General features: G+C 73.0%; 25 protein-coding genes and 2 pseudogenes. 22 read left to right on the plus strand and 5 right to left on the minus strand.

The window, feature by feature from the left end:
* The 21 genes and pseudogenes from ACIP5O_RS20580 to ACIP5O_RS20680 all read left to right on the plus strand — a co-directional run.
* Positions 1-157 (plus strand): annotated as a pseudogene (locus tag ACIP5O_RS20580) (pirin family protein); the annotation flags it as partial.
* A gap of 62 nt (positions 158-219) precedes the next feature.
* Positions 220-426 (plus strand): annotated as a pseudogene (locus ACIP5O_RS20585) (hypothetical protein); the annotation flags it as partial.
* A gap of 13 nt (positions 427-439) precedes the next feature.
* Complete coding sequence (locus ACIP5O_RS20590) at positions 440-841, plus strand: VOC family protein (protein ID WP_401295255.1); 402 nt, start codon at positions 440-442, stop codon at positions 839-841.
* Positions 804-1190: a DUF664 domain-containing protein gene (locus ACIP5O_RS20595; protein WP_401295257.1), complete on the plus strand. Its 387-nt coding sequence runs from the start codon at positions 804-806 to the stop codon at positions 1188-1190. Before ACIP5O_RS20590 ends, ACIP5O_RS20595 begins: the two co-directional genes overlap by 38 nt.
* 236 nt (positions 1191-1426) lie before the next feature.
* Positions 1427-1768: a VOC family protein gene (locus ACIP5O_RS20600; protein ID WP_401295259.1), complete on the plus strand. Its 342-nt coding sequence runs from the start codon at positions 1427-1429 to the stop codon at positions 1766-1768.
* A gap of 418 nt (positions 1769-2186) precedes the next feature.
* Complete coding sequence (locus ACIP5O_RS20605) at positions 2187-2465, plus strand: hypothetical protein (RefSeq protein ID WP_401295261.1); 279 nt, start codon at positions 2187-2189, stop codon at positions 2463-2465.
* A 122-nt stretch (positions 2466-2587) separates the two neighbouring features.
* Positions 2588-3154 carry a hypothetical protein gene (locus ACIP5O_RS20610; protein WP_401295263.1) on the plus strand — a complete coding sequence of 189 codons (567 nt, stop codon included), beginning with the start codon at positions 2588-2590 and terminating at the stop codon, positions 3152-3154.
* Between the two features lie 1426 nt (positions 3155-4580).
* Positions 4581-5321: a TauD/TfdA dioxygenase family protein gene (locus ACIP5O_RS20615; RefSeq protein ID WP_401295265.1), complete on the plus strand. Its 741-nt coding sequence runs from the start codon at positions 4581-4583 to the stop codon at positions 5319-5321.
* Positions 5322-5339: 18 nt separating this feature from the next.
* Entirely contained in the window at positions 5340-5762 is a 423-nt protein-coding gene (gene panD, locus ACIP5O_RS20620; protein WP_401295267.1) for an aspartate 1-decarboxylase, read from the plus strand.
* The gene (locus ACIP5O_RS20625) at positions 5759-7171 is read left to right on the plus strand and encodes a DUF6002 family protein (protein WP_401295269.1); all 1413 of its coding nucleotides are present in this window, start codon (positions 5759-5761) and stop codon (positions 7169-7171) included. Before panD ends, ACIP5O_RS20625 begins: the two co-directional genes overlap by 4 nt.
* Positions 7172-7220: 49 nt before the next feature.
* Positions 7221-8426, plus strand: coding sequence for a GNAT family N-acetyltransferase (locus tag ACIP5O_RS20630; RefSeq protein ID WP_401295271.1), 1206 nt, complete (start codon positions 7221-7223; stop codon positions 8424-8426).
* On the plus strand, positions 8423-9544 hold the full coding sequence (locus tag ACIP5O_RS20635) for a hypothetical protein (RefSeq protein ID WP_401295273.1): 1122 nt from the start codon (positions 8423-8425) through the stop codon (positions 9542-9544). The genes ACIP5O_RS20630 and ACIP5O_RS20635 overlap by 4 nt, the downstream gene beginning before the upstream one ends.
* A complete protein-coding gene (locus ACIP5O_RS20640) occupies positions 9541-10371 on the plus strand; it encodes a methyltransferase domain-containing protein (RefSeq protein ID WP_356545675.1) in 831 nt (276 codons plus the stop codon). Before ACIP5O_RS20635 ends, ACIP5O_RS20640 begins: the two co-directional genes overlap by 4 nt.
* A gap of 29 nt (positions 10372-10400) precedes the next feature.
* Positions 10401-11726, plus strand: coding sequence for a hypothetical protein (locus tag ACIP5O_RS20645; RefSeq protein WP_401295275.1), 1326 nt, complete (start codon positions 10401-10403; stop codon positions 11724-11726).
* Positions 11727-11764: 38 nt separating this feature from the next.
* Positions 11765-13000, plus strand: a complete 1236-nt coding sequence (locus ACIP5O_RS20650; RefSeq protein ID WP_401295277.1) for an MFS transporter — start codon at positions 11765-11767, stop codon at positions 12998-13000.
* A gap of 40 nt (positions 13001-13040) precedes the next feature.
* Positions 13041-15602, plus strand: a complete 2562-nt coding sequence (locus ACIP5O_RS20655; protein WP_401295279.1) for a lantibiotic dehydratase — start codon at positions 13041-13043, stop codon at positions 15600-15602.
* A 25-nt stretch (positions 15603-15627) separates the two neighbouring features.
* Positions 15628-17151 carry a PqqD family protein gene (locus tag ACIP5O_RS20660; protein ID WP_401295281.1) on the plus strand — a complete coding sequence of 508 codons (1524 nt, stop codon included), beginning with the start codon at positions 15628-15630 and terminating at the stop codon, positions 17149-17151.
* A 4-nt stretch (positions 17152-17155) separates the two neighbouring features.
* The gene (locus ACIP5O_RS20665) at positions 17156-18472 is read left to right on the plus strand and encodes an acetyl-CoA carboxylase biotin carboxylase subunit family protein (protein ID WP_401295282.1); all 1317 of its coding nucleotides are present in this window, start codon (positions 17156-17158) and stop codon (positions 18470-18472) included.
* Between the two features lie 49 nt (positions 18473-18521).
* Positions 18522-19259, plus strand: coding sequence for a class II glutamine amidotransferase (locus tag ACIP5O_RS20670; RefSeq protein WP_401295284.1), 738 nt, complete (start codon positions 18522-18524; stop codon positions 19257-19259).
* Positions 19249-20085 (plus strand): hypothetical protein, encoded by an 837-nt coding sequence (locus ACIP5O_RS20675; RefSeq protein WP_401295286.1) that lies wholly within the window; start codon positions 19249-19251, stop codon positions 20083-20085. The genes ACIP5O_RS20670 and ACIP5O_RS20675 overlap by 11 nt, the downstream gene beginning before the upstream one ends.
* 36 nt (positions 20086-20121) lie before the next feature.
* Positions 20122-20640, plus strand: a complete 519-nt coding sequence (locus tag ACIP5O_RS20680; RefSeq protein WP_401295288.1) for a YbaK/EbsC family protein — start codon at positions 20122-20124, stop codon at positions 20638-20640.
* A gap of 50 nt (positions 20641-20690) precedes the next feature.
* Here ACIP5O_RS20680 and ACIP5O_RS20685 read toward each other — a convergent pair whose 3' ends face one another.
* The 3 genes from ACIP5O_RS20685 to ACIP5O_RS20695 all read right to left on the minus strand — a co-directional run bounded on the left by ACIP5O_RS20685 (position 20691) and on the right by ACIP5O_RS20695 (position 23474).
* Positions 20691-21422 (minus strand): maleylpyruvate isomerase family mycothiol-dependent enzyme, encoded by a 732-nt coding sequence (locus ACIP5O_RS20685; RefSeq protein ID WP_401295290.1) that lies wholly within the window; start codon positions 21420-21422, stop codon positions 20691-20693.
* Positions 21423-22002: 580 nt separating this feature from the next.
* Positions 22003-22506, minus strand: a complete 504-nt coding sequence (locus tag ACIP5O_RS20690) for a hypothetical protein (protein WP_401295292.1) — start codon at positions 22504-22506, stop codon at positions 22003-22005.
* A 338-nt stretch (positions 22507-22844) separates the two neighbouring features.
* The gene (locus ACIP5O_RS20695; protein WP_401295294.1) at positions 22845-23474 is read right to left on the minus strand and encodes a LysE/ArgO family amino acid transporter; all 630 of its coding nucleotides are present in this window, start codon (positions 23472-23474) and stop codon (positions 22845-22847) included.
* 69 nt (positions 23475-23543) lie between these two features.
* On the opposite strand from ACIP5O_RS20695, the gene ACIP5O_RS20700 reads away from it, so the two are divergent.
* Positions 23544-24464 (plus strand): LysR family transcriptional regulator ArgP, encoded by a 921-nt coding sequence (locus ACIP5O_RS20700; RefSeq protein ID WP_401295296.1) that lies wholly within the window; start codon positions 23544-23546, stop codon positions 24462-24464.
* A gap of 28 nt (positions 24465-24492) precedes the next feature.
* Here ACIP5O_RS20700 and ACIP5O_RS20705 read toward each other — a convergent pair whose 3' ends face one another.
* Entirely contained in the window at positions 24493-26001 is a 1509-nt protein-coding gene (locus ACIP5O_RS20705; RefSeq protein WP_401295298.1) for a DUF4246 domain-containing protein, read from the minus strand.
* A 40-nt stretch (positions 26002-26041) separates the two neighbouring features.
* Positions 26042-26176 (minus strand): hypothetical protein, encoded by a 135-nt coding sequence (locus tag ACIP5O_RS20710; protein ID WP_401295300.1) that lies wholly within the window; start codon positions 26174-26176, stop codon positions 26042-26044.
* Positions 26177-26277 lie beyond the last annotated feature (101 nt).

Raw genomic sequence — 26277 nt, forward strand, 5'->3', positions numbered from 1 at the left:
GAACTTCGTCGCCCGGTCCGGTGACGAGATCGTGCAGGCGCGGAACGACTGGGAGAAGGGCCTGCGATTCGGCGAGGTGCACGGCTACGACGGCGTCCGCCTGCCCGCCCCGGCCCTGCCCACCACTCCGCTGAAGCCGCGCGGACGAGTGCGCTGACCTGGGGAAAACTAGAGGCGGCCGGGCCGTGCTCCCACTGACGGCCGCCATGCCGAGGCCCCAAGCAGGTCGGAGCCCGCGTCGAGCACGTCTTCGCCCGTATGGAGACGCGGAGGATCCTGCGTGACCGCGGACTGGAGGGCGATGGCGTTCACGAGGCCGTACTCGGCACCGCTCGTCTGCGCAACCTCGCACTCGCCGGGCAGCGCCGTTGCCGTCGCGAGGGGAGCGCTCGATCCGACCCCTGTACGTGGCTCACCCGCTCGTAGATCCTCTGTAGTTGTGACAGACACAGTCGGCACCTCCTCATGGCCCACAGGCATCAGCGCGATCACCCTCTTCGTCGAGGACCTGGACGCCACAAAGCGGTTCTACCGGGAGGTCTTCAGACTGCCGGTGGCCTTCGAGAACGACAACTCGGCCGTCTTCGAATTCGGCAACACCGTCATCAACCTGCTGAAGACCACCGCGGCACCCGAGCTCGTCGCACCCGCTCGCGTTGCCCCGGCCGACGCCGGATCCCGCCTCCAACTCACCCTGCCGGTGGACGATGTGGACGCGATGTGCAAGGAGCTGGCCGCCCGCGGTGTCACCCTGCTCAACGGCCCCGTGGACCGGCCCTGGGGCATACGGACCGCCAGCTTCCGTGATCCCGGCGGCCACATCTGGGAAATCGCCGAGTGACCGCGTCGCCGGGCCCCGAGGTCCGGACCCTCCTGTCGTTCCTGCACGGACAGCGCCGCCACGTTCTCGGCGTACTCGACGGCCTCGACCCGGATGCCCTGCGCCGGCCCGTGCTGCCGAGGTCCTCGACCGGTACCGCACGGAGGCCGGCCTCGCGGACGCCGTCATCAGCGCCACCGCTGCGGACGCTCCACCGGCCTGGTGGCCGCACCACCTCTTCGGCGAGCCGCACCTGCACACCCTTCGGGACGTCTTGCTGCACGTCATCACCGAGACCGCCTGCCATGCCGGCCACCTCGACGCGGCGCGAGAACTCCTCGACGGCCGACGGTGGATGGTCCTGACCTGACGCGGCCGGCAGGTGTGCCGTCAGGGCCGGGCGGAGATCGTGAAGGGCCGGGCCAGTCCTTGGGGGCTTTGAACGGCCCGGCAGTGTTTCCGCGCGTCTGCGGGGGGCCGTCAGGTGCCGCAGGACGCTGCTCACAGCCGCCCGAGTGCGTCGAAAGCGTGTCGACGGTCGGTGGCCGCCGGTCTGCGAACGGCCGGCGCCGATGATTGTCAGTGGGCGCGGTTAGGGTGACGATCATGAATCTGACAGCAGTGATGGTCACGGTGGATTGTGCGGAACCACGGGAGCTGGCCCAGTGGTGGGCCACCGCGTTGGGAGGCGAGATCGCCCAGGACCACGGCGACTTCGTCATCGTCAGTGCGCAGCCTCTGGCGCTGGGTTTCCAGCGCGTGGCCGAAGAGCGGCGGGGCAAGAACCGCGTACACGTCGACTTCGCCGCCGCACCCGGCACGGCCCCGGCGGGCGAGGTGGAGCGATTGGTCGCTCTGGGGGCGAGCGTCGTCGGCGAGCACAGCATTCCGGGTCTCACCTGGACCGTGCTGCAGGACCCGGCCGGCAACGAGTTCTGCGTCCACTGAGGAGTGTGGCCACCGTGCTGGTCACAGCCACGCGTGGACGGCTGCGACCAGCACGGTCGCCTCGTGGCGGGCCGCGAGTCCGTCGTAACGAGTAGTGAGTAGTGACAGCCCGGTGGCGCTCGCGGCGGTCGATCCCGCACCCGACCGCACGCCGCTGCTTGTGGTCGTCCTTGTCGGACTCCGGTGGGCGGTCGCCGCGCGAGCCGCGGTTCACCCACTGGTGCCCCGCGGGCACCGCCACCTGCACGGTCGAGGAGACGCGCACCGGCTGAGGCCGTTGCCGGGGGAGACCGCACCGCTCGGTTCCGGCGGGCTGCCGCACTTCCGCGTCCGGCGGCCGAGCACCGACCCGGGCGGGCCGCGCCTCCCCCTGTAGTTCTCCCTCGCCGTCCACGGCACGCGCGCCTGCACAGAGGCCGTGGAGAAGGCCCTCGCCCTGGCGCGCGACACCGCCGCACTCATCCGGAACACCCCGTGCCTCGAACTCGTCCGCGAACCCGAGCTCTCCGCCGTGCTCTTCCGCCGCGTCGGCTGGACCGCCGAGGACTACGCGGAATGGTCGGCCCGCCTCCTCGCCGACCGGACCGCGTTCATCGCCCCGACCGGCTGGCAGGGCGAGACCGTCGCCCGATTCGCCTTGCTGCACCCCGACACCGCTCCGGAGGTGGTCGAGGAGATCCTGGACACCATGACCTGACCTTCTCTCCGCCCACGGGAGCGGCAGCGACCGGGGGTCGATACGGGTGGGCTCGCGTATCCGACTGCCGTGAACGGGCGGCCCTACGAAGCTTGACGGTGACTGTTCGTGGTGCTGGACGGATGCGGCTGAAGGACGGGGAGCTTCTGTCGGATCAGGAGACCGGCGGGCCCGTGTCGACGACGATCACCTTCTCCAGTGTGTATCCGTCCAGGTCCGGATGGTGCTCTCGCCGGCCGGCCGGCGCGGATGCGATGAAAGCGGAAGGTCCCCTGGGTGGTACCCGTACTGACGGTGCATCGGATCCGGAGTGGAGGTTCGACCGAACGGCCGAGACGGCAGACGTGCAAGGCCGGCGCGAGCACCTGGGCCAGCAACAGCCTTTGATCGGCCTCGGCGATGACGGGCTCGCCATCATCCAGGATCTCGACTGTCACGGGCACGAAATCCTCCAGGTGGAAGCTGTTCACGCTGCACTCCCACGCGGTGAGGTCGATGAAGGCTCCGGGGCCGGTGTCGCGCAGGCGACGGGCGGTATCGGTCAGTACCACGGCGTCTCCGTGGAGAGCGATGCCGTTGGCCGTGAGGTCGCGGAGGCCGGCTGTCAGTCCCTGCGGTGGCTGTGCCGGTGCGAGTCCTGTTCCATGCGCCGAGGAGGGCCGCCGCCGCATCGTTCATCTGCACTGTAAGCACGGGGGCAAGGATCCCCCAGAGGCTCCGGAGGATGGGAAGCAGGGCCGCTTCCACGGTCTTGGTACGGGTCGGCCCGCCGATTCGGCCACCGCCGGTTCGCCGCGCCGTCCAGCCGGATGGTGACCATAGGCGATCGCCTGCGGCGTATCGGGTCCACGTCCCGCCGGTCTCGCCCAGGAGAGCCGACAGGTGGTCGGGCGGGGAACGCCGTGCTGTCCGGCGTGGGATCGATGGCCACGGTGGTGGGGCCGCCGCCGGCCACACTCCTCATCGTCTTCGGGGGACCGGCGACAGTGCCGGCCGTGGACGCGACGACCTTCCTCGTCCTCGCGGTCACCTTCCTCCTCGGCGTCCCCCAGGACGGCGTCCCCGAGCCGGACGAGGACCAGGCTTCCCGCACGGACGGCTTCGCGGTGATCCGGCGCATGCCCGCGCTGTCCGGGCTGCTCGCCCTGAGTTTCGTCTTCTTCCTCTTCGGTCCCGGGTACGTGGCGCTTCCCGAGCGGCGGGACGGAGGCGGCGGAGGAGGAGCCGAAGGACGCGGAGGCGCGCCCGTAGTCACGGGGACGGCGGGCCCGGGGCGTCGAACCGACGATCACCCGGCACGGCGCTCCCACGGCTCCGCCTCGGCGCCCATCGGCGGGTTGCCGAACGGACCGTCGCCCGGCTCCGCTGCTGCGGGATCGACCGCCCTTCAAAGCGCCCCTCAGCGCCCCTCAACATCCCCTCGGCACCCCCAGCACGCCCCCACCCCCTCCACACGCTCGTCCAAAGCCCTGCCCGGCACTTCCGGGCGCGCGAAACCTTCCCGATTCAGGCCACAGCCCCGCATCCGGCGGCGCCCCCGTGCGACCGGTTCCCCGCTGTACGGAGCATTCCGCTTGTGAGGGACGTATGCGGCATAGGGATGTTCGGGGCGGAGGGCGGTGCCGGAGATCCTGGTGCCCCCGGAGGGGACGGGGAGGGTTTCAGCCGACCTAGGTGGCGCGTCCCGTGCGCCCGGCACGGATCGCGGGCAGGGCTGACCAGGGGTTCCGGCGACCCGGGGGAGAGGGGTTCCCGCTGGCATATTCGGCGTGAACTGGCCCGTTAGCGAAAGCAGTTACAGGCCACAGGGGGACCGTCCGGAAGAGGCTTGTGGCAGTGTTCCGATCCGGTCGGCGGGAGGGACGCACAGCCTCCACCCCGCCGCCCGGGAGTGAACGACGCTCGCGCCGAGGACCGGCCGGGCGCCCCCGCCCCGGATGCGGCAGACGCGTCGCGCGCTCTGTCGGACCCGACGAACCGGTCGCCGCGATGTGCCTTCGCGGCAAGCGCCGTGCGGGACACGGCGCCGTACGACATCCACCCGCGGCACGGCAGCCGCCGCGGCAGACATCCGTCCGCCGAGTGACCAGCACTCGCACGTCCACGGAGGAGTACGTGGCTCATTCCCCCGTCAGCATCCTGTCCCAGCTCGACTTCAACCGGCAGCCGCTCCAGGAGGAGCTGCTGATGAGAACCTTCCACCAGCTCATGGAGGAACACGGTTACGTGCTGCTGTGCAACGTGACCGAGGAGTTCGACCCGGTGCGCCTGTGCCGGAGCCTGGGCGACTTCGTGCCCAACTACACGGGCGCCGTGGTGGGCGACGTACGCCCCGAGCCGGGCATGGACGACGTCTACCACGCGGGCAACACCCGTCCCCTCACACCGCACTCCGAGGGGTACGACTTCGCCGTCACCCCGCCCCGCTACATCGCCCTGTGGTGCGTCTCCCCGGCCGAGGGACCCGGCGGCGAGACCACCCTCATGGACACGCGCCCCCTGGTGGAATCGCTGTCGCAGCAGGAGAGGCAGCGGCTGCTGGACACGGACTACGAGTGGAAGACCACCGAGGGCGTGCAGCGGCTCGGCCTCGACCTGCACACCCGCCACCCCGTTCTGGAGGAGCACCCCGAGGGGCTGATCGTCCGGTTCAGCTGCAACAACCTCGTCCGGGACGACGACGACCCGGTCGCGGAGCTGCAGGACCGCTGGCACAAGAGCTTCGAGCGCGACCACGTCGCCGTGGACTACCGCGAACGGGACATGTTGGTGTGGGACAACTGGCGGCTCCTGCACGCGCGCAACGCCTTCAGCGACCGCAACCGCCACCTGCGCCGCATCCAGATAGCCGGCTGACACCCCGGAAGGGCACCCATGTACCGGACCATGCTGCACAGCAAGATCCACCGCGCCACGGTCACCCAGGCGGACCTGCACTACGTCGGCTCGGTGACCATCGACCGCACGCTGATGGAGGCGGCCGACCTGCTGCCCGGCGAGCAGGTCGACATCGTCGACATCGACAACGGCAACCGGCTCACCACCTACGTCATCGAGGGCGAGGCCGACAGCGGGGTCATCGGGATCAACGGCGCGGCCGCCCGGCTGATCTCCCCGGGCGACCTGGTCATCATCATCGGATACCGCACGGTGGCCGAGCAGGAGGCCAGGGACAACAAGCCCCACGTCGTCTTCGTGGACCGGAGCAACCGGCCCGTGACCGTCGGCCACGACCCCGCCGAGACCCCCGTCGCGGAACTCACCCGCGGCGACGTGCTCCAGGGGGCCGCCCGATGACGACCACGACACCCGGACCGGTCACCCGCGACACGGCGCCCCCCGCCGCGCCCGCCGCCTCCGACCGCCCCGCCGCCTCCCCGGAGAGCGTCGTGTGCCCCGCCGCCCTGACCCACTACGACCGGGAGCTGCGGCAGATCCTGGCCGCGGCCGGGGAAGCGGCCGAGGCCCCCGCGGGATTCTCGCCCCGCTGGGAACTGCCCGAGCCGAGCCCGTCGCTGGAGAAGTTCTTCGCGCCCTCCACCATGAGCGCGCACCACCTCGGGGAGCGGGCCGGCACCCGCCTGGGTCTGCTCAACCTGATGCACAACCCGCGGACCCGCACCACCAAGACGTTCGCCTCCCTGGTGATCGTGGCCCGGGCCGTCGCCCACATCCGCCGCACCGGCGAACCGATCGTGATCGTCACGCCGTCCAGCGCGAACAAGGCCACGGCACTGCGCGACGCCGTGCTGCGCGCCCACGAGACGGGCCTGGCGACCGAGCGGGAGCTGCGCATCGTCTGCGTGCTGCCGTCCGTCTCCGCCGCCAAGCTGTGGGACTCACCGCTCACGCGGGACGCGGCACGGCGCCGCGCCCATCCGGTGGCCGTCTCGCACGGCGGAGGCTCCGCGCAGGTCAAGGAGCTCGCGCGGGCCGTGGTGGACGCGGAGGCCGACGCCGTCTTCGCCGCCCACGGGGTCCGGCTGTGGCACACCATGGACCTGGGCAACTACATGGTCGCCGACGCCGTACGCGCCCTCTTCGAGCGCGACAACCTCCCGCGGGGACCGCGCGTCCACGCCCACGCGGTGTCCAGCGCCTTCGGGCTGCTCGGCCACTTCCACGGCCAGCAGTGGCACACCGGCCGCCAGTGGCCCGCCGAAGGCGCCGGCTACTTCCTGGTCCAGCACCTCGGCACGCCCGACATGGTGGCCAGCCTCCACCACGGCAGCTTCGACCACCGGCCCGAGTGGGAGGCCCGCGACGGTCTCCTCGTCCAGGACGAGGACCCCCGCTTCCCGTTCGCCGCCCACGCGGCCGACGAACAGCTCGACCCCACCTTCTACACCCACACCCCGGCCACTTCCCCGCGGATGAACGAGATCATCCGCCGGCAGGGCGGCGGCGGCATCGTCGTGTCGCTCGTCGAGTGCACCGAGCGCTATCCCGCGATCCGCGAACTGCTCGCCCCGCACGGCGTCGTCCTGCCGAGCGACCCGCGCCGACTGCGGGAGTGGTCGCTCGTCATGGCGCTCACCGGCGTGCTCAACGCCATCGACCGGGGGCTGCTCACCGACCCCGAGGTCCTGGTGCACGCCTCGGGCTCCTACCACAGCGGCGACTTCCGGCCCGTGCGCGACGAACACCTCCGGCCCGTCGACTCCCTCGACGACCTGCGCGCACTGGTGCGGGCGGCGGCCGCCTGACCTCCGGCAGCCCGCGCCGGAGTCCGTCTTCTTCCGTCAGGGGACCCCCTTGCCTGCTCTCTTCCCACCCGCCCGGACCGTCGTCCCGGCCGCCCCGGCCCCGCCCGACGGCCCCGCCCGCCGCACCTCACCGCTGCGCTCCCGGGCGGCGTACGCCTGGAACAACAGCCCGGACGCCGGCTGGCGGGCGGCCCGCCGGCTGGCCGACACCGCGCCCCGCAGCGTCCGGGCCACCGTCTCGTACGGCCCGCCCGGCGAACCCGTCATCGCCTACGTCGGCCTCCCCCAGGGGGAGGCCAACATCCTGCAACTCCTCGAACACCAACGCGCCCGGCTGGGAGCGCCCGTGACGCGACGTCAGACGGCCCGCGTCGGCTGGCGGCACCTCGCCGAGGGCCGGTGGCCGCCGGCCGACCTCGTGGTCGTGGGGGCCGACGCCGCGCGGATGGACCGGCTGCCCGACACCACCGCGCTCACCGCGCCCTTCCGGGTGCACCTGGTGGTCGACGTCCCCCCGTCCCAGGAGGAGCTCCAACGGCAGATCTCCCGGCGCGAGCGGTGGGAGTTCAACCGCAACCAGCGCCGGCACGGCTGGGAACTCCAGGAGGACCCCTCCCCGGCGGCCCTCGACTTCTTCTACCGGCGCATGCACCGGCCGACCATGCGGCGCCGCCACGGCGACCGCAGCCGCACCGAGAGCCTGTCCGTGGCGCGGCACGCCATCCTGCCGCGGGGCACGCTGCTGTTCGTGACCTGCGGCGGACGGCGGGTGGCCGGTGTGCTGTGCCACTGGTCGCCGGACCGCCGCACGCTCACCACCCGGCTCCTCGGCGTCCTGGACGGCGACGAACAGCACTACGCGGACGGCGCGTTCAAAGCGGTGTACCACCTGCTGCTGCGGTGGGCCTGCGAACGGCACGTACCGCACGTGGACTTCTTCGGCACCGAGGCGTTCCTCAGCAAGGGCATCTTCCAGTGGAAGCGCAAGTTCGCCCCCCGCGTCCAGCTGCCGCCCAACCACTTCTCCCGCAAGCGGATACGCCTGTACGTACGCAACGACACCCCCCGGGTCCGCGACCTGCTGGTGGCCAACCCGCTGCTGAGCTGGACCACGGGACCGGACGGCCCGCGCATGACGCCCACCTACTTCACCGACGCCCTGCGTCCGCCGCGGCTGGACCTCAGCGCCCGCTGCCCCGGGCTGCCCGAGCCGCGCCTCCTCGACCTCGACGCCTTCCTCGGAGGCGGCCGATGAGCCCGCCGCGCATCGCGATCGCCGGGACCGGCGCCTTCGCCGGAACCCTGCTGCGCGCCCTGGCCCGGCACCGGGAACCCCTCGACCTGTTCGTCCTCGGCTCCGACGCGGGCCGGGCGGGCGAACTGGCCGAGCTGGCCCGCGACCACGCGGCGCTGAGCGGCGCTCCCCCCACCTGCCGGGGACACGGGGCCGACCCCGGCGATCCGGACGGGCCGGAGCGCCTGCTGGCCTCCGTCCGCCCCGACGTCCTGGTGGTCTGCACCTCCGAACACAGCCCCGCGGAGAGCCGCACCGCCCCCTCGGCCTGGACGGACCTGGTGTCCCGGACCGGGTTCGCCCTGACGCTGCCCCTGCAGACCGGACACGTCCTGCGCTACGCCCGGGCGGCCGAACGGGCCGCGCCGGACGCCCTGCTCGTCAACGCCTGCTTCCCCGACGCCGTCAACCCGCTCCTCACCGCCCTCGGCGCACCGGTGGTCTGCGGGCTGGGCAACGTCGCCACCCTGGCCGCCGCGCTGGCCGCCCGGACCGGCGTCACCGACCCCCGGCGTCTGCACCTGCTGGCCCACCACGCCCACCTGCACACCCCCGACGCGCCCGGCCTCGACGCGCGGGCCTGGCTGGACGGGACCCCCGCCGACCTGACCGGCGAACTGACCGCGGTCCGCCGGCGTACCCGGAGCCACCTCAACGAGGTGGGGGCGCTGGCCGCCGCCGCCCCCCTCGTCGCCCTCGCGGGCGCGGGTCCCGACCACACCGGGCACCTGCCCGGCCCCGCCGGACTGCCCGGCGGCTACCCCGTGACCGTCACGCACCGGCGCGTCGCCCTGCGGCTGCCGCCCGGCCTGTCCCGCGACGAAGCGGTGCGGTGGAACACCGAAGCCGGTCGGCTCGACGGGGCGGCCGCCGGGGCCGGCGGCGCCGTCCGGCTCACCCCGACCGCGCTGTCCGCGCTGCGCCCGCACTGGCCGGACGTACCCGAGGAGTGGGCCCCGGACCGGCTGGCGCCGCTGCGCGAGGCGGTGCTCCGGCTGCGGACCCGGCTGCGCGCCCTGCCCCCGTCCCCGCCGAGCGACCCCCGCACGACGCCTTCACTCCAAGGAGTTGCCCCATGACCGTGGCCGACCAGTACCTGATGGGCGCCGCCGCCTCCGAACTGGACCGGATGCTCTTCCAGGGCGAGCTGTTCCGCCCGGAGGCCGAACGGCTCCTCGAGCGGTGCGGCCCCGGGCCGGGCGAGCGCGCCCTCGACGTCGGCTGCGGACCGCTGGGCATCATGGACCTGCTCGCCGACCGGGTCGGCCCCGGGGGCGAGGTCGTCGGACTGGACGTCCAGGCCTCGATGGTGGAGAGGGCCCGGGAGGAGGTCGCCGCCCGGGGCCTGGACAACGTCCGCCTGGTCCACGGGGACGCGGCCGTGAGCGGCGAGGAGCCCGGCAGCTTCGACTTCGTCCACACCCGCCTGGTGCTGATGAACGTCCCCCACAGCGACGCCGTGCTCGCCGAGATGACCGCCCTGACCCGGCCCGGCGGCACGCTCGCCGTGCAGGACGTGGACTGGGTCACCCGGGTCTGCGACCCGCCCCACCCCGCCTGGGACCGGCTGGTCGGCGTCGTCGCGGAGCTGTGGCGGCGCAACGGCATGGACGTACGGCTCGGCCGCAGGCTGCCCCGCCTGCTGCGCGACGCCGGCCTCCTCGACGTGCGCGTCGACGTCTTCGCCCGGGCCTTCCAGCCGGACCACCCCTACCAGACCCTCCTGGCCGACCGGGCCGAACTGTGCCGGGACGCCCTGGTCGACCGGGGCCTGATCACCGCCGGCGAGCTGGACGACTGCATCGGCCGGGTGCGCGCCCACGTCCTCGAACCGGACACCGTCGTCGTCCACCCCCTGCTCTTCCAGGCCTGGGGACGGCGACCGCCCCAGGACGCCACCGCCTGATCACCCCGCGCGCGAGAACAAGGAGAACCATGTCAGCGACGTCCTGCGAGCTCCCCGGAACCGGACTGGCGGCCCCGTCCGCCCAGCAGGTGCGCGAACGCCTGCTGTACGGCATGCGCGACGTGCCCTTCCCACCCGGGGCGGTCCCCCTCCACCCGGTGCTGCTGCCCCGCCCCGTCTACGAGGAGCTGCACACCGCCGCCGCCCAGGTGCTCCAGGTGCTGGTGAAGGTGGCCCACGGGCTCGGCGGGGACCGCGCCGAACGGCTCGCCGCGCTGGGCGTCGATCCCGCCGAATGCCCCCTGTTCACCTCCGACGAGGCCTGGGAGTGGCGCTACGCCGCCGCCATCGCCCGGCCGGACGCCTTCGTCACCCCCGACGGGATCCAGCTCATCGAGTACAACGCCGGGGGCGGCGTCGGCGCGGTGGTGCAGACGCAGCTCCTCGCGGACGCCTGGATCGACGACGTCTACGCCGACCGGTCGCTCTTCGCCCACCGTCCCTTCCAGGCCCGCGCCGACATGTTCGAGGCGATGTGCGCCCGCGAGAACACCGCCCGCGCGGTCGTCCTCCAGGGAAGCGTCGCCGACCTCGTGCGCGGCGTCAGCAGCACCCGCTACTTCGACGTCGAGGTGGACTACCTGCGCTCGCGCGGATTCGACGCCGCCTTCTTCGAACCCGAGGACCTGGTGAAGGGCGTGCTGAGCCCCACCGGAGAACTGCGCTACCCGGTGGGACTGCGCCACTTCACCGTCCAGGAGTGGACCGAGCTGGGCGTGGACTGGACGCCGGTGGGCGAAGTCATCGAGGCCGGCTGCCAGTTGGTCTCCTCGGAGACCTCCTCGCTGCTCTTCAACAAGAAGCTCCTCGGCATCGCGTCCGAGGGACACCCCTCTATGACCCCCGGGGAACAGCGGCTGGTGAACCGCTACGTGCCGTGGACCCGCGTGACCGGCGACCGCGAAGTCGTGTACCGGGGCCGCCGGTGGCCGCTGGAGGACCTGCTGCTGGAGCGGCAGGAGGAGTTCCTCCTCAAGGGCGCCACCGGCATGAAGGGCGAGCAGGTCACCATGGGCCGGGACACCGACCGGGCGACCTGGCGCGCCGAGGTGCGCCGGGCCGTCGAGCGCCAGGACTGCGTCGCGCAGCAACGGGTGGAATCCGTGCGCCGGCCGATGACCACGCAGGGCGCGGACGGCGAGGTGTACACCACGCAGGTGGCGCCCGTGCTGGGACCGGTCGTCATCGGAGGCGCGCCGGCGGGCTGCCTGGCGCGCTACTTCGCCGACGGCCAGGACGGCGTGATCAGCGTGGAACGGCACGGGGCCGCGCAGAACGTCGCCGTGGCCGCATGACCGCCGGCCCCGATGGTACGAAGAAGGAACGCGCCCGGATGAACAAGCGCGCCACCGTACCCCTCTTACTCGGCGGTCAGGCGGTCAACGGCTTCGGCGACGGCCTGTGGTTCAGCATCTGGGCCATCTACTTCACCCGCATCCAGCACATCCCCGCCGAGAGCATGGGCCTGGCCATCGGCATCGGGGGAGTGGCGGGCTTCCTCGCGGCGATACCCGTCGGCACCGCGGCCGACCGCCGCGGGCCGCGCGAAGTCCTCTTCCTGATCGTCCTGCTGCGCGGCGCGGCCTCCGCCGCCTACATCTTCGTGGACGACTTCTGGTCGCTGCTCATCGTCTCCTGCTGCTACTCCGCCGTGCAGAGTTCGGGCGTCGGCGTCCGGGTCAGCCTCGTCTACCAGCTCATGGACAAGGAGAACAGCCTCCGCGTCCTGGCACAGGGCAGGGTCGTGCAGCACATCGCCTACGCCGCGGGCGCCGGCGCCGCCATGCTGGTCCTGGCCAACGGCGGACGCTCCGTCTTCGTGGCGTCCATCCTGGTCAACGCCGTCACCTTCGCCGTCACCGCGGTGCTGACCCTGGCCCTGCCGCACGTCCCGGCGACCCCGGCCGAACGGCAGCACAAGAGCACGGCGGTCCTGCGCGACCTGCCGTACGTGGGGCTGATGAGCACCACCGCACTCCTGTCGCTCTGCTGGCCGCTGCTCTCCAGCGGTCTGCCGCTGTGGATCGCGGAGGGCACCGAGGCGCCGCTGTGGACGGCCGGCCTGGCGGTCGCGGTCAGCTCCCTGGCCATCGCCCTGTTCCAGGTGCGCGTCACCCGGCAGGCGGTGGACGTCCCCCGCTCCGTGCGCTCCAACCGCGTCTCCGCCCTCGCCCTCGGCTGCTGCTGTCTGATCTTCGCCGCGGCGGCCTGGGCGGGCAACCCGCTGCTGGCCACCCTGGTCATCGTCCTCGGGATGGGCGCGCACGTCGTCGGCGAGCTGTTCTACGTCTCCTCCCGCTGGGGCCTGTCCCTCGGCTTCATGGTCAAGGAGGCCGAGGGCCAGTACCAGGGCCTCACCGCCAGCACCGAGTCGGGCGCGACGGCGCTGGGCCCCGCGTTGGTCACCGCCCTGGTCAGCGGAGCGCGGGAGGCCGGCTGGCTGGTGCTCGGGGCGCTGTTCCTGCTGAGCACCGCCCCGGTGGGAGCCCTGTCCCGGCGCGCCGAGCGCGACCCCCGGCGGGTGGCGTGGACGGACGAGCGGACCAAGGAACGAAAGGCGGCGTGCTGACCTCCGGTTCCCCCTTCCACCAGCGGCTCCGAGGAGCGCCATGACCGCACTGTCCCCCGATCCCGTCGCCACCCCGTCGCCCCACCGGCCCGCCCTGCCCTGGCAGCCGGCGTCCGCGGCCGTCCTGCGCATGGCCGGCTACCCCTTCGCCCGGCTCCACGCGCTGAGCGACCCGGAGTGCCTGCGCCTGGCCCGCCTGCGGCTGGCCGCCCAGGAAGACCTGGACGCCTTCGCCCGGCAGGCCGAGGCCGTGCGCGGGGAAGCGACGAACAACGCCGACCGCTCACTGCTGCGAGCCCTGCGCCGGGGCCGCCCCTACCCGCCGCGCGACGAGCCGCTGTCCGAGCCGTTCGCCCGTACGGCGCGACGCTACGAGGAAGCCCTGCGCCGCCGTGACGACGCCGATCACGACTACCGCCAGGCGTACGCCGCCGCTTGTCTCGGCGGCGCCGAGCGGGTCGTGGACCTCTTCCGCACCACCCCCTCGCTCCAGGACATGCTCCTGGTGTCCAACGACTCCGCCCACGCCCGGCTGGTCCGCTGGCTGCACCGGGCCGACCCCCGGGGCGCGTGGAGCAAACAGGACCGCAACAACACGGCCACGCTGGTGCGCTACCTCCAGCGGGTGTGCGCCAAGAACGACACGACCAGCCACTTCGGCCCGCTCGCCCCGGCCCGGCTGGACGGCTCGCTCACCGGCGTGCACTGGCGGCCCACGCCGCTGCGCCGCCACACCGTGCTCTCCCGGTGGGCGGTGGAGGCGGTCGCCGAGGCCCTGCGCGAGGCGCACGAGGACGTGAGGCTGCTCGACCGGCCCCGCCGCGCCCCCGGCGCCCGCACGGAAGGCGGCCGGCTGCACCTCGTCCGCCTCGACCAGCGCCGTATGAGCACCGAGGTGCGCGAGACCGTCCACCCCGCGCCGCCCCAGGACCTGACCCCGGCCCTGCTGGAGCTGTTCGACCGGTGCGACGGGCGGACCACCGTCGCTCGGCTCGCCGCCGACGCCGGCCGCGCGCCCCGCGAGGTCGCAGGGGACGTCGAGACCCTGCGGGACCTGGGCGCCGTGGCCGGAGAACCGGACCTGGCCTACGGAGTCGAGGACGCCCTGGAGTCCCTGCGCGGCCGGCTGGCCGCCCTGGGAAGCCCGCACCCCGCGCCGCGGGCCTGCGCGCGCCTCGCGCAGGCCGTCACCGCCCTGCAGAGCGCGCCCCCCGACCGGCGGCCCCAGGCCCTGAGCGACCTGAAGTCGCTGTTCACCGACATCACCGGCCTGCCGCCGCACCGACCGCAGCGCGGCTTCTACAGCGACCACAGCCTGTTCCACGAACACTGCACCGGGGTCGCCGGGGACCTCGTGCTCGGCGAGCCGCTCGTCAGCCGCATGAGCGGTGAACTCTCCCTGCTGTACGACCTGTTCCTGCTGCGCCCGCGCTGGCGGCTGCGGCTGGAGCGAGAGCTCCTTGCCGACTGGTTCCGGCACCGCTTCGGCCCGACGGCCCGCGTCCCCGCCGGCGACTACCTGACCGCGTTCGTCACCGACCTCGACCGGCTCGCCGACCGCTACCGGGACTGCGAGGCACGGGTGAGCGCCATCGCCGGGGAACTGGAGGACGCGCTGCTGCCGCCCGCCGACACCACCGCGCACCGCCACCAGGTGGACCGCGCACGCGTCACGGCCCTCGTCGACCGGTACGGACTGGACGAACCCGCCGTGTGCAACCCCGACCTGATGGTCGCCGCCGCCGACCGCGAGCACCTGGAACGCGGCGAACTGACCCTGGTGGTGGGCGACCTGCACGCCATGGACGACCACCTCAGCCACGGCTCCATCGCCCCCTTCGTCGAGCAGGCCTTTCCTTCGTTCCCGTCGGAGGAGGCCGGGCTCTACGCGCGACTGCTCGCACCGGACGAGACCCTGGCCGACGTCACCCAGTGCCACCTGAACAAGACGTTCCCGAGGATCGCCCCCACGGGACCGGACGTCGAGGCGCACGACCGCTCCGACGCCCCGGGGCCCGACCGGCTGCGGCTGGCCGAGCTGACCGTGGAACTGGCCGACGGACGGCTGCGGCTGCTCGCCCCCGACGGCCGGCGGCTGCGGCTGACCGTCCCGCCGCTGGCCTGGCCGATGCTGCGGCACAATCCGTTCGCGCCGTTCGGATTCCCGACCACCACCGAGACCAAGGCGGTCAGCGGCGCCGGCCGGACGCACCTGCCGCGGATCAGCGTCGGGGACGTCGTGCTCCAGCGCGAACTGTGGCGCGTCGACCCCGCCGAGATCGCCGCGGCCGGTGTCGACGAGGAAGCCGACGCCTTCGCCCGCCTCCAGCAGCTCCGCGACCGGCTCGAACTGCCCCGCCACGTGTACGTGCGCTGCCCCGGCGAACCCAAGCCCGTGTACTGCGACCTGGACAGCCCGCTCCTGGCGGGCTGCCTCACCCGCATGGCCGCCAAAGCACCGAAGGACGGCCCACTGGAGATCAGCGAAATGCTCCCCGGCCCCGGACAGCTCTGGTTCGGCGACCAGGACGGCGGCCGTACCTGCGAGGTGCGCTACGCCGTGTTCACCGCCCGAGCGGACGACAGCACCCCCGCCGCGTGACCGCCCCCACGTCGAAGAGGACGCCATGACCCGACACCCCAGCCCCGCCCCGCCCACCTCCTCCCCCTCCTCCTTGCAGGACCGCCACGCGGACGTCCTGCGCGAACTGCTCGACCACCTCGCCCCGCAGGACCGGCAGGCCGTCCGGCTGGCCGCCGACCGGCTCGGCGCCGCCCTGCGCCCGCACGGCGGCGTGCGGGACAGCACCGTCCTGGTGGGATACGGCGGCGGCAAGGACAGCAGCTACACCGTCGCGTTCGTCCGCGCCGTCCAGCTCTTCGCGGCCCGGCGCGACGGAACCCTGTTCACCCTCCGCAGCGCGACCAACCGCCACGCGGGCATGCCGCGGGCGGTGATGGAGAACATCGACCGGACCTACCGCGCCCTGGGCATGTACGACGACCCGTCCTGCGAACTGCTGCTGCTGGACGGCGGCCGGATACGCCCGTTCCGCCACGACCTGCCCGCGGACCCCGCGGTGACCGCCCGCAACCGTGCCGACATCCTGATGACGGGACACCGCACGGCCGCCCAGGCCCGCCCCACCTTCTGCAACGCGTGCAACCTCTCCATGGCCAACTCCTTCGGCCTGGCCGCCGCCCACGGCCGGGGCGCCGACCTCATCGTCACCGGGGACTCGCGGGAGGAGCAGCGCGACTACGCCGTGTGGATCAACCGTCTGGGCCGCCAGGTGGGCCACGACCCGCGGGCACGGCGGCGCACCGGTTTCCCCCGCGTCCTGGGCGCGCTGGACACGGTGAGCCGCGCCTACGCGCGGACCATCCACGGCGAGGCGACCCCCGAAGACCCGGGGGTGCACGCCGACGTGCCGGCCGACCTGTCCTTCTTCTCCATCTTCGAAGACACCCCCTACGACTCCGGCAGCCACTGGGAACTGCTGACCGAATTCCTCGGCTTCCGCTTCGACGACCTCGCCTTCAGCTTCACCGAGTCCGACTGCGCCAATCCCGCCCTCATGGCCCATCTGCGCGGCCTGACCTGCGAGCACGTCTACGGACGCTCCTACGACGACGGCATGGACGAGTACGTGTCCTTCGCGCTGCGGCTGATGCGGCGCAAGGACTTCCCGCAGCGGCTCATCGACCGGATGGCGGAGCGCTACGCGGGCACCCCGGCACGGGCCGCCGTACGGGACGCGGTCGAGCGGTTCGCCGCGGAGGCGTACGACCTCACCCCTCAGCACCTGGTGTGCCTGGTGCACGCCCCGTTCACCGCCCGCGGACAGCGGCTGTCCGCCTTCCTGCGCGCGGAGCACCCGGAGCTGGCGGCCGCCGAACCGGCCCTGCGCGCGCTGCTGGCGGCGCCGGCGGACGAACCCGTCACCGGCCCCGACCTCGAACTGGCCGCCTCCCTGGAGGAGATCAGCGGCCTGACGCTGCCTCAGGCGCGCCGGCTGTACGCCGACGACCGGCCCGGCAGCGGAGCGCTGGTCAACCGCATCCTGGAGGACGATCCCCACAAGGAGCTGATCAGCACCAGGCACAGCGCGGACGGGCCGACCGTCCACGAACTGCTGTCCGGACGGTGATCCCGTGACCGCCTCCGCCCCGGCCCTCGTCCAGCTCGGCGCCACCCGGGACGGACTGGACCCCTACCGGGACGCCGCCGCGGCCCGCGGGCTGCCCGCCGTGCTGATCGAGACCCCCGCCTACCTCGCCTGGCGCGGACGGCTGGGCCGGGCGCCCTTCGACGAGGAACTCGCCGTCCGGGAGCCGCACGACTCCGCTCAGGTGCTCGCCGCCCTGCGGGACGCGGCCGTGCGGCCCGCGGCGCTCCTCGCGGGCTTCGAACGGTACGCGGCGGCCGCCTTCGACGCGGCCGCCACCCTGTCCGTGCCGCCCGCCCTCCCCGGCCGCCCACCGTTCCGCGCCCCTGACAAGGCACGCCAGCGGGCACTGCTGACCGCGCTCGCCCCACAGGTCCGCCAGCCCCGCCACAGTACGGACGGCCGAGGCGCCGGCGTCCCGTACCCGCGCGTGGTCAAGCCCGTGGACGGAGGGGGCGGACTGGGCGTGCACCTCGTCGAGAACGAGGGGGAGGACCGCCGCGCCCGCCGGCTCCTGGCACACACCGCCAACTACGGCGGCGGCGCCTTCACCGGCGTCCTGACCGAGGAGTACGTCAGCGGTACGGAGTACTCCGTGCAGGGCGTCGCCCACGACGGACGGGCACACGTGCTGAGCGTGTGCGAGAAGATCGTGCTGCTGGAACCGGAAACGGGACCTGCACCAGCACCTGCGTCAGGACCAGGACCGGAATCGGAACCGGGCCGGGGACCGCGCGGCTTCCGCGAGGCCGGCCACCTGATGCTGCCGCCGTCCGCCGCAGACCCCCGGCTGTGCGCCCTCGCCCGGACGGGCCTGACGGCGACCGGATACCGCGACGGCCCCTTCCACCTCGACGCCGTCGCCGCCCACGACGGAGGCCTGTACTTCCTCGAAATGGGCTACCGGCTGTCCGGCGGCGGCCTGGTGGCGCTGGTCGAGCGGGCCGTCGGAGCCCGCTGGGCCGACCTGGCGCTCGCCGCCCACCTCGGCGAGGACCCCGTCCCGCGCGCGCCCCGGGAACGAGGGGGCCCTTTCTACGGACAGCTCGCCTGCACCCACCCCGGACAGCTGCTCCGCGCCGGAGAACTGGCGCGGGCCGGGGCCCGGGTGACGGTGCTGCCCGCCGCCCCCGTCCCCCCGGAGGCCTCCCTCGACCCCGCGCACGCCGCCGTACTGGCCTCGGACCGCAAGCGCCACGCGGCGGTCCTGGGACGGGTCGTCGTCCAGGGCGAGGACCCGGACACCGCCCGGCGCCTGCTCGCCGACTGCGCCGCCCTCCCCACCCGCGTGAGCGCCCCGTGAAGAGGCCGGCGCGAGGGCCCGTGAGAGAACCCGCGAAAGGAGAGATGCCATGTGCCGGCTCATCATCGCCCGTGGCCGCTTCGACCCGGCGGCCGTCCTGGACGCCGCCCTTGGCATGAGCACCGGCGTGACGGCCCTCCAGGACGTGCCGACCCGTGTGCACCCCAACGGCTGGGGAGCGGTGTGGCGCAGGGACGACGGCACGCTCGGCGCCCTGCGCGACCACCGCGCCCTCGCCGAGAGCCCGCGCAGCGCCGAACTCCTGGACGTGCGCACCGACATGCTCGCCGTCCACGTCCGCCACGCCACCCTGCCGGAGAAGACCGGCCCGCGCTTCACCCACCCGCTGGAGCGGCTCGACGACACGGGCCCCTGGTACTTCATGCACAACGGCTTCCTGCCGACCGTCCACCGGCGTCTGGGCCTGAGCGCGTCGGCCTTCGACTCCGCCGAGTACTTCGACTACCTCCTGCCGCACGGCCGGTTCGAACTGGACACCGAACTCGCCCTGACCCGGCTGGCCGACATCCCGCCCGGCGGCACCAGCGGCAACTCCCTGCTCATCAACCCCCGGCGCGCCTACGTCGTCCACTGGACACCCCCGACGGCCCCCTACCAGGACTACTTCACCATGCGCCGGCTGCAACTGCCCGAAGCCGACGTCATCGCCTCCGAGGTCGTCCCCGCCCTCGCCCCCGCACACCGGTGGGAGGCACTCACCCCGAACACGATCACCGACCTGCCCTTCACCACCCGGCACGCAAGGAGCGCTCACCGTGCAGCATGAGACGCAAGCGACGACGCAGCGGGCGATCACCTGGGACCGCACCACCTACGACGTCGCACACGGCCCCGACCTGGGCACCGAACCACTGCGCCGTCTCGGCGCGGGGGAGACCGCCGTGATCCGGCTCCGCGGTCTGCTGGAGCCGCCCGACTTCGACCGGGCGCGCCGACGCGCCCTCGACCTGCTGGGATCGGCGTCGACCGTGAACTACAGCAACGGCTCCCTCACCACCGTCGGCCCCTACCTCGCCGCGCACCTCGGCGACCTGGACCCGTACTTCGAGCAGTCCGCACAAGCCAACCGGCGGATGGCCGACGCCGGTTTCGACCTGCCGGCGCGGGTGCGCGCGGCGCTGCGGCGCACCTTCGGCCTGGAGTCCCTGCAGCCGGCCCGGGAGCCGGACGGCAGGGCCTACGGCGAGGCCGTGATCCGGCTGCACGCCGACGGCGTGCGCAACCCCCTGCACAACGACCACATAGCACGCGACGCGCAGGGCACCGGCCTGTCCCTGGCCGGGGTGGTCCGGCAGCTCAGCTGCGTGGTGTGCCTCCAGGAATGCGACGGCGGCGGGGAGCTGATCACGTACGCCAAACCGTGGGAGCCGCAGGACGAGCGGTGGAAGGTGCCCACCGAACTGGGTTACCGCGGCGAGGTGGTCGAGGGCGTCCCGCGGCACGTCTTCCGGCCGCAGACCTACGATGTGTACCTGATCAATCCCACCTACTACCACGAGATAGAAGAGGTCCGCGGCGCCACGCGCACCACCCTGGGCTTCTTCCTCGGCTTCACCGACGACACCCTGACCCGCGCGGTGGCGTGGGGCTGACCGGCCGGCCCCGCGCCACGGCTCAAGGAGCCTCCTGTGGAATCCAGCACCACCCGACCCGCCCCCTACGAACAGATCATCGATCTGCTCGACACCACCGGCGCTCGATACTCCGTCCTCGAACACGTCGAGGAAGGGAACACCGAGAAGATCAGCGCCTTGCGCGGCAACCGCATCGAACAGGCGGCCAAGTGCATCGTCGTGCGGGTCGGGGTGACGAAGAAGAAGGGCCGCTACGTCATCGCCGTGGTGCCCGGCCACCTGCGGGTGGACATCGAGGCGATCCGGGAGCACTACCGGGGCGTCAAGGCGATGTTCGCGCCGCAGGACATGGCCGAGTCGCTCACCGGCGCCGTCAGCGGCTCCATCCCGCCCTTCTCGTTCGACCCCGACGTCGCGCTGATCGTCGACCCGGAACTCCTGCGGGAGGAGGAGATGTACTTCAACGCCGCCCGACTGGACCGGTCCCTGCGCCTGTCCACCGCCGACTACCTGACGGCGGCCCGGCCGGACGTGCTGCCCATCACCGAGGCCGCCACCGCGCCCCTGGCCTGACCGCCGGCCCGGTCGCCGAGCCCACCGCGGCTCGGCGGCCGGACGCCCGGTCAGCTCCGCCAGGCGGGCACGTCCGGCAGCGGACCGGGCGGGTCGAGGGTGAGGTCGTGTCCGTCCGCGCGGCCGGTCAGCCAGCCCAGGAGAGCCGCCGCCGGCCCCGACACCCGCGGCCCGCGCCCGTCGCCGACCGGACGCAGCACCCGGTCCTCGTCGGCGATCAGCACCATGCCGGGCACGTCGTCACGCTCCCGAAGCCCGGCGATCGTGGTCGCGAGTTCGCGGGCGACGAAGAACGGGGGCCAGTCCGCGGGCCGGTGGCCCCACCCCAGGTCGGTGTGGTGCACCTCCACCTCGCGCAGCAGGCTGCCGACGGCTCCCCGGACGGGGCGCACCCTCCCGCCCAGCCAGCGCACGGGCACCTCCCACGCCGCGTCCGGGTGCTCGGCGGCGGCCGTCAGGAACCCGCCCAGCGCACCGCGCAGGTCCGCTGCCAGCTCGGCGGCCGGCCGCCCGGCGCCCTCCTCGATCTCCCGCTCGCGCTGTGCCTCGTCGTCGTACTGCGCGAGGTCCGCGCCCGTACGGGCGGCGGTCAGCAACCGGGTGCGCGAGTCGGCGCTGCGGGCGATGTGCGTGAGGACGTGCGCGCGGGTCCAGCCGGGCAGCAGCGAGGGGGCCCGCACGTCGTCGTCCGTCAGGGCCGCCGCCGAGTCGTGCAACCGCTCCACGGACGTGCGCAGCAGGGGCAGCAGAGCGGCGGGCGCCGCGCTTCCGTCGTACGTCATGGCATGTCTCCATCCGGTGTCCGTGCGTACCTGCACCGGTTCCCCCGGGAGCGGCCCGTATCCGTCCGCATCCGGGTGACCGACGGACACGGCCGAACTCGGGACGGACCAGGACCGGATCGCCACCGTGAAGCCGGCGCCCGGGGAGAACGTCACCGGGACCGTCACCGGGAAGGGCGACTTCACACCGAAGTACGTGACGGACGTGCATCGGAGTCACGTCCCTGAGCACCGCTTTGACGGGAGAAGACCTGAACTGCCACGGTGCTGGTCCTGGCGGAACGAGCGGGCATCGAGGTGAAACGGCAGCCAATGGGCCTCGCCGAGGCCGTCGGCCTCAAGGATGTTCAAGTCCCGGCGGCCCCGAATTCCTCTGACGGGGCTCGGGCGGCCGCCCTTCGGCGGAAGTCACGCGAGCTGGGCCGCTTCATGGCGACGTAAGCCCGGTCTGCCGACACCGCGAAGGGCTCAGAAGCCATCAGGAGGCGAAGTCCTACGAGTGGGGCAGGACGCGCTTGCGGGGGAGACCGAAGCCGGCCGTGACGGCATCGCGGTCGTGGAGTTCTGACGGCGCTTCGTGTCAGCGGTCCTGGTCCGCGGTCCGTGCGGAGCAGTCGTGTCCGTCGCCGGGCAGGCCCACGACGTTCAGTATGGGTTCCTCGCCCTCGGGGATCTCGAAGGTGAAGTTCGCCCCTGACGCGATCGCCGTGAGCGAGCACTGGTTGCCGAAGGTCAGCGGAGCGTACGGCTCCCAGGGGCACCCGGCCCTGTCCAACGCGGAAACGACGTCCGCGTGTTTGAGCCCTGCCTGGAAGGTGCCCGTCCCCCCGGCGATCGACGCAGGGAGTTCGACGACGTCACGCCAGGTCTGGACGCAGACGAGGGAAACCCTGCGGCAGCGGCAGACACTCACTTCAAGGTCTCCGTAGGCGAAGAGCCGCGGCCAGTTCTCGTTCCGGCCCATCGTTCCGATGTCCCACGGATCGCCGAGTGCTGCGGTCACGTCGCTCCAGTCGGCTCCGCTGAACACCGGGCCCAGGCGGCCTGTCTTCGCCAGGTTGGTCAGGACATCGAGAATCTCCACAAGGTGGAGCCTGGCAGGTACCGCGAGCAGCAGTCCAGCGGTTTCAGGGGGCCTGCCCGAGCCGGTGCGACATCCGTGCACGGTAGCCGCGTTCCCGCGGCGCCGACCAGCCGTCTCCACCACTGCCACGGCCCTGGGCCGGTCACATGCGACGACGCCTCGACGGCAAGGACCGGGGCCGAGCGATTCGATCCAGGACGCGAAGTCCGCAGACACGGCGACCCCGAACCCGGTGAGGAGACCGGCCCTCACGCCCCGCAGCGCCGCCGGAAGGTCCACCTCGATCCCGGCCCGTGCCCGCACCATGTCCGCCGCCGTCGGTCCCGGTACCGACACCGTCACCCCTGGGCGCCTGCGAGCAGCAGGCCGCCCGTCGCCAGCATGGTCGCCGCGACCAGCCCGTCCAGCACCCGCCAGGCCTTCGGGCGGGAGAGGACGCCGCTCAGCAGCCGGGCGCCGAAGCCGAGTGCGGAGAACCAGCTCAGGCTGGCCAGGGCCGCGCCCGTGCCGAAGGCCCAGCGCAGGTCGCCGCGGTCGGAGGCGAGCGAGCCGAGCAGCAGGACGGTGTCCAGATACACGTGCGGGTTCAGCCACGTCATGGCCAGGCAGGTCAGGACCGCGCGGCGGGCCGAGCCGGCCTCCGGTCCGCCCGCGGTCAGGGCGGCGTCCGGGTCGGGGCGCCAGGCACGCCTGGCCGCGAGGAAGCCGTAACCGAGCAGGAACGCCCCGCCCGCCAGGCCCACGGCGGTCAGCGCCGCCGGCCACGCGGTGACCACCGCGCCCACTCCCGCCACGCCGAGCGCGATCAGCACCGCGTCCGAGACGGCGCAGATCGCGACCACCGACAGGACGGCGTGGCGGCGTGCGCCCTGGCGCAGGACGAAGGCGTTCTGGGCGCCGATGGCGACGATGAGGGAGAGTCCCGTTCCGAACCCGGCGAGGAGGGCGGTGATGATGCTGCTGGTCATGGCTTCGACCCTAGGGAGGGCGCGGGGATGAGTACAGCTAAAGGTTCTAAAGTATCCTTAGCTCCGCTTATGGACGATCTCCCCTTGGACCAGGTCCGGACCCTGCTCGCCGTGGTCGACGAAGGCACCTTCGAGGCCGCGGCCGCCGCCCTGCACGTGACCCCCTCCGCCGTCAGCCAGCGCGTCAAGGCGCTGGAGCAGCGCACCGGCCGGGTCCTGCTGATGCGCGTCAAACCGGTGCGCCCCACCGAGTCCGGCGAGGTGGTGGTGCGGTTCGCCCGCCAGCTGGCGCGGCTGGAACGGGACGCCCGCGCGGAACTGGGCCTGGCGGCCGAGCAGGGGCCCGTCCGGATCCCGGTCGCGGTCAACGCCGACTCCCTGGCCACCTGGTTCCTGCCCGCGCTCACCCGGGTCCCGCAGGACCCGCCGATCTGCTTCGAGCTGTACCGGGAGGACGAGGCCCACACCACCGCCCTGCTGCGCGAGGGGCAGGTGATGGCGGCCGTGACCTCGTCGCCCGACCCGGTGGCCGGCTGCACGGTGCGGCGGCTCGGACTGGCCCGCTACCGGGCCGTCGCCGCACCCGGGTTCGTCGCCGACCACCTCACCGGGGCCCTGGCGGAGGACCTCCGCGAGGCCCCGACCGTGACCTTCGACCGGCGCGACGGCCTCCAGGACGCCTTCGTCCGGTCCCTCACGCGGGGCCGTTCGGGCGCCGGGCGGATCCGCCACCTGGTGCCCACGTCCGACGGGTTCCGGGACGCGGTGGCCTTCGGCCTCGGCTGGGGCATGGTGCCCGAACCGCAGGCGGAACCGCTCCTGCGCTCCGGCCGGCTCGTGGAGCTGGCACCCTCGCGGCCCCTGGACGTCCCGCTGTACTGGCAGCAGTGGAAGCTGGACTCGCCCGCCCTGTCCGCGCTCGCGGAGGTGGTGGCGACGGCCGCCGCCGAAGCCCTCTTGGCTGACGGGGCCACCGGACCCGCCCGGTAGCCCGCGGGGGCCGCCGGTCCTCCGGTGCTCAGTGCTCGCAGAGCGAGAACTCCCGCTCGTAGAGCTGTTCGTTGTGCTCGGCGACGAAGAACTTGCGCTCCCGCATGAGCTGTTCGCGGTACTCCTCGGCCTGCTCGCGCGTCATCGTCGAGGTGTCGGACCAGGGCTGCTGCGGCGGCACGTCGGACGTCGAGACGATCCTCTCCGACGGGTCGACCAGGAAGAACGCGAGGATCTTGCGGTGTCCCGGGTGGGTGGGGTCCGCGAGGCGGAACGGGCTGACACGGTGCTGCAGGACGTTCGGGAACGCCAGGCAGCGGCCCGCCGGGGTCGACGCCGATCCCAGCACCTGGTTCAGCGCGTCCTCGTCCTCCAGGCCGTAGACCTCGCGCAGACCGTCGTCGTCGTTCTGCTCGTAGTCCGGATCGTCGAGCGCCGCCCGGAAACCCAGCCGGCTCTCGGTGACGTTCTCGCTGTCCCAGTAGAAGATGCCGGTCGAGACGATCCGCTCGTTCAGCATCCCCTCGACGTGCCAGGAACCGCCGGCGTACTCGGGCTTCTCCGGGGTGAGGTGGAGGGTGGCGAGCTTGACGATCACCTGGAGGCCGCGGCCGCGCAGGTCGACCCGGGCGGACGTGCCGGGCGCCTCGGGCGGGGTGAAGATCGGGGCGTCCGGGACGACCGGGCTGCGGTTCTCCCACCAGTCGTCCGCGGCCTCCTCCCACGCGCTGCGGGCCTCCTGGTAGGCCGCGTCGTCGCCGTAGGCGGACTTGTCCGGATACTCGGGCTTCGAGTCGTACCAGCCGTAGGGGTCGGCCTCGATCCGCAGGGGCCGCGGACGGCGCAGATCGGTGAGCACGTTCTCGAAGAGCGGGCGCATGCGCGCGAACAGGTCCGGCAGGACGGCGGCCAGTTCGCGATGGGTCTCGGGGTGGACGTTGTTGACGTACGAGCGGAAGGAGACGGCGCCGTCGTCGCTGACGTCGACGTCCGTGGGCAGCCACTGGAACCGCTCCGAGAACTCGTGCTTCGAGTAAGCGGTCGTCGGGTTCAGCCAAGCCCGCTCAGGAGCGCCGCTCACCTCCCTCACCAGGCAGAAGAGCGAGGGGTGCACCAGGTCCAGCACCTGCCCGTCGGATCCGGGGTGCCAGTCCCTCTCCGCTTCGGGGACCTCCTCCAGGACCCGGACCGCCTCGCGCAGCCGGGACCGGAGCTCCTCGTCGACCAGCGTGTCCGACTGCCACACACCGTCGACGCCGGACACCTCCACGCCGGTGCGTTCGTCCCGCAGCGCGGCGTAGTGCGCGAGTTCGGCGAGCACGTACCGTACCTGCGCTTCGGTGAGCCCCTGGGCGACGGCTTCACGCGTCCACCGGGCGACGACCTCGGCGTCGTTCCTCTTGTCGAACCATCCCGGCTTCGCCCGAAGGTGCGCGCTGCACCGCATCATCTGGAGTTCCCGGAGCGTCCGGGGCGTCGCGAACGCCGTGGAACGGGACGCCTGGAACGGCAGCGGGAAAGGGGACAGGCCGGTCAATTCTCTGGATCCTCCCGGTCGGCTTACGGTGGCGGGAACACTACTGTGGCACCCGGTGCGGCCCGTGCTCGGGGTGGGACGTCGACAGCCACACGTACCGCTCGGCGGCGAGCCGCTCCAGGGTGTCGCGCACGCGCTCCGACGTCCGGCGGCGGACGGTCTCCGTGATCTCCATGGAGGTCGACCCCAGCCGGACGGGTACGGCGCGCGCCTGGGGCGCGGGACCTGCTCCCCGCGACCGAGGGAGCTCCGGGCCAGGAATAGCCCCGGGCCCGC

The organism is Streptomyces sp. NPDC088915 (assembly GCF_044749825.1).
GTDB lineage: Bacteria > Actinomycetota > Actinomycetes > Streptomycetales > Streptomycetaceae > Streptomyces.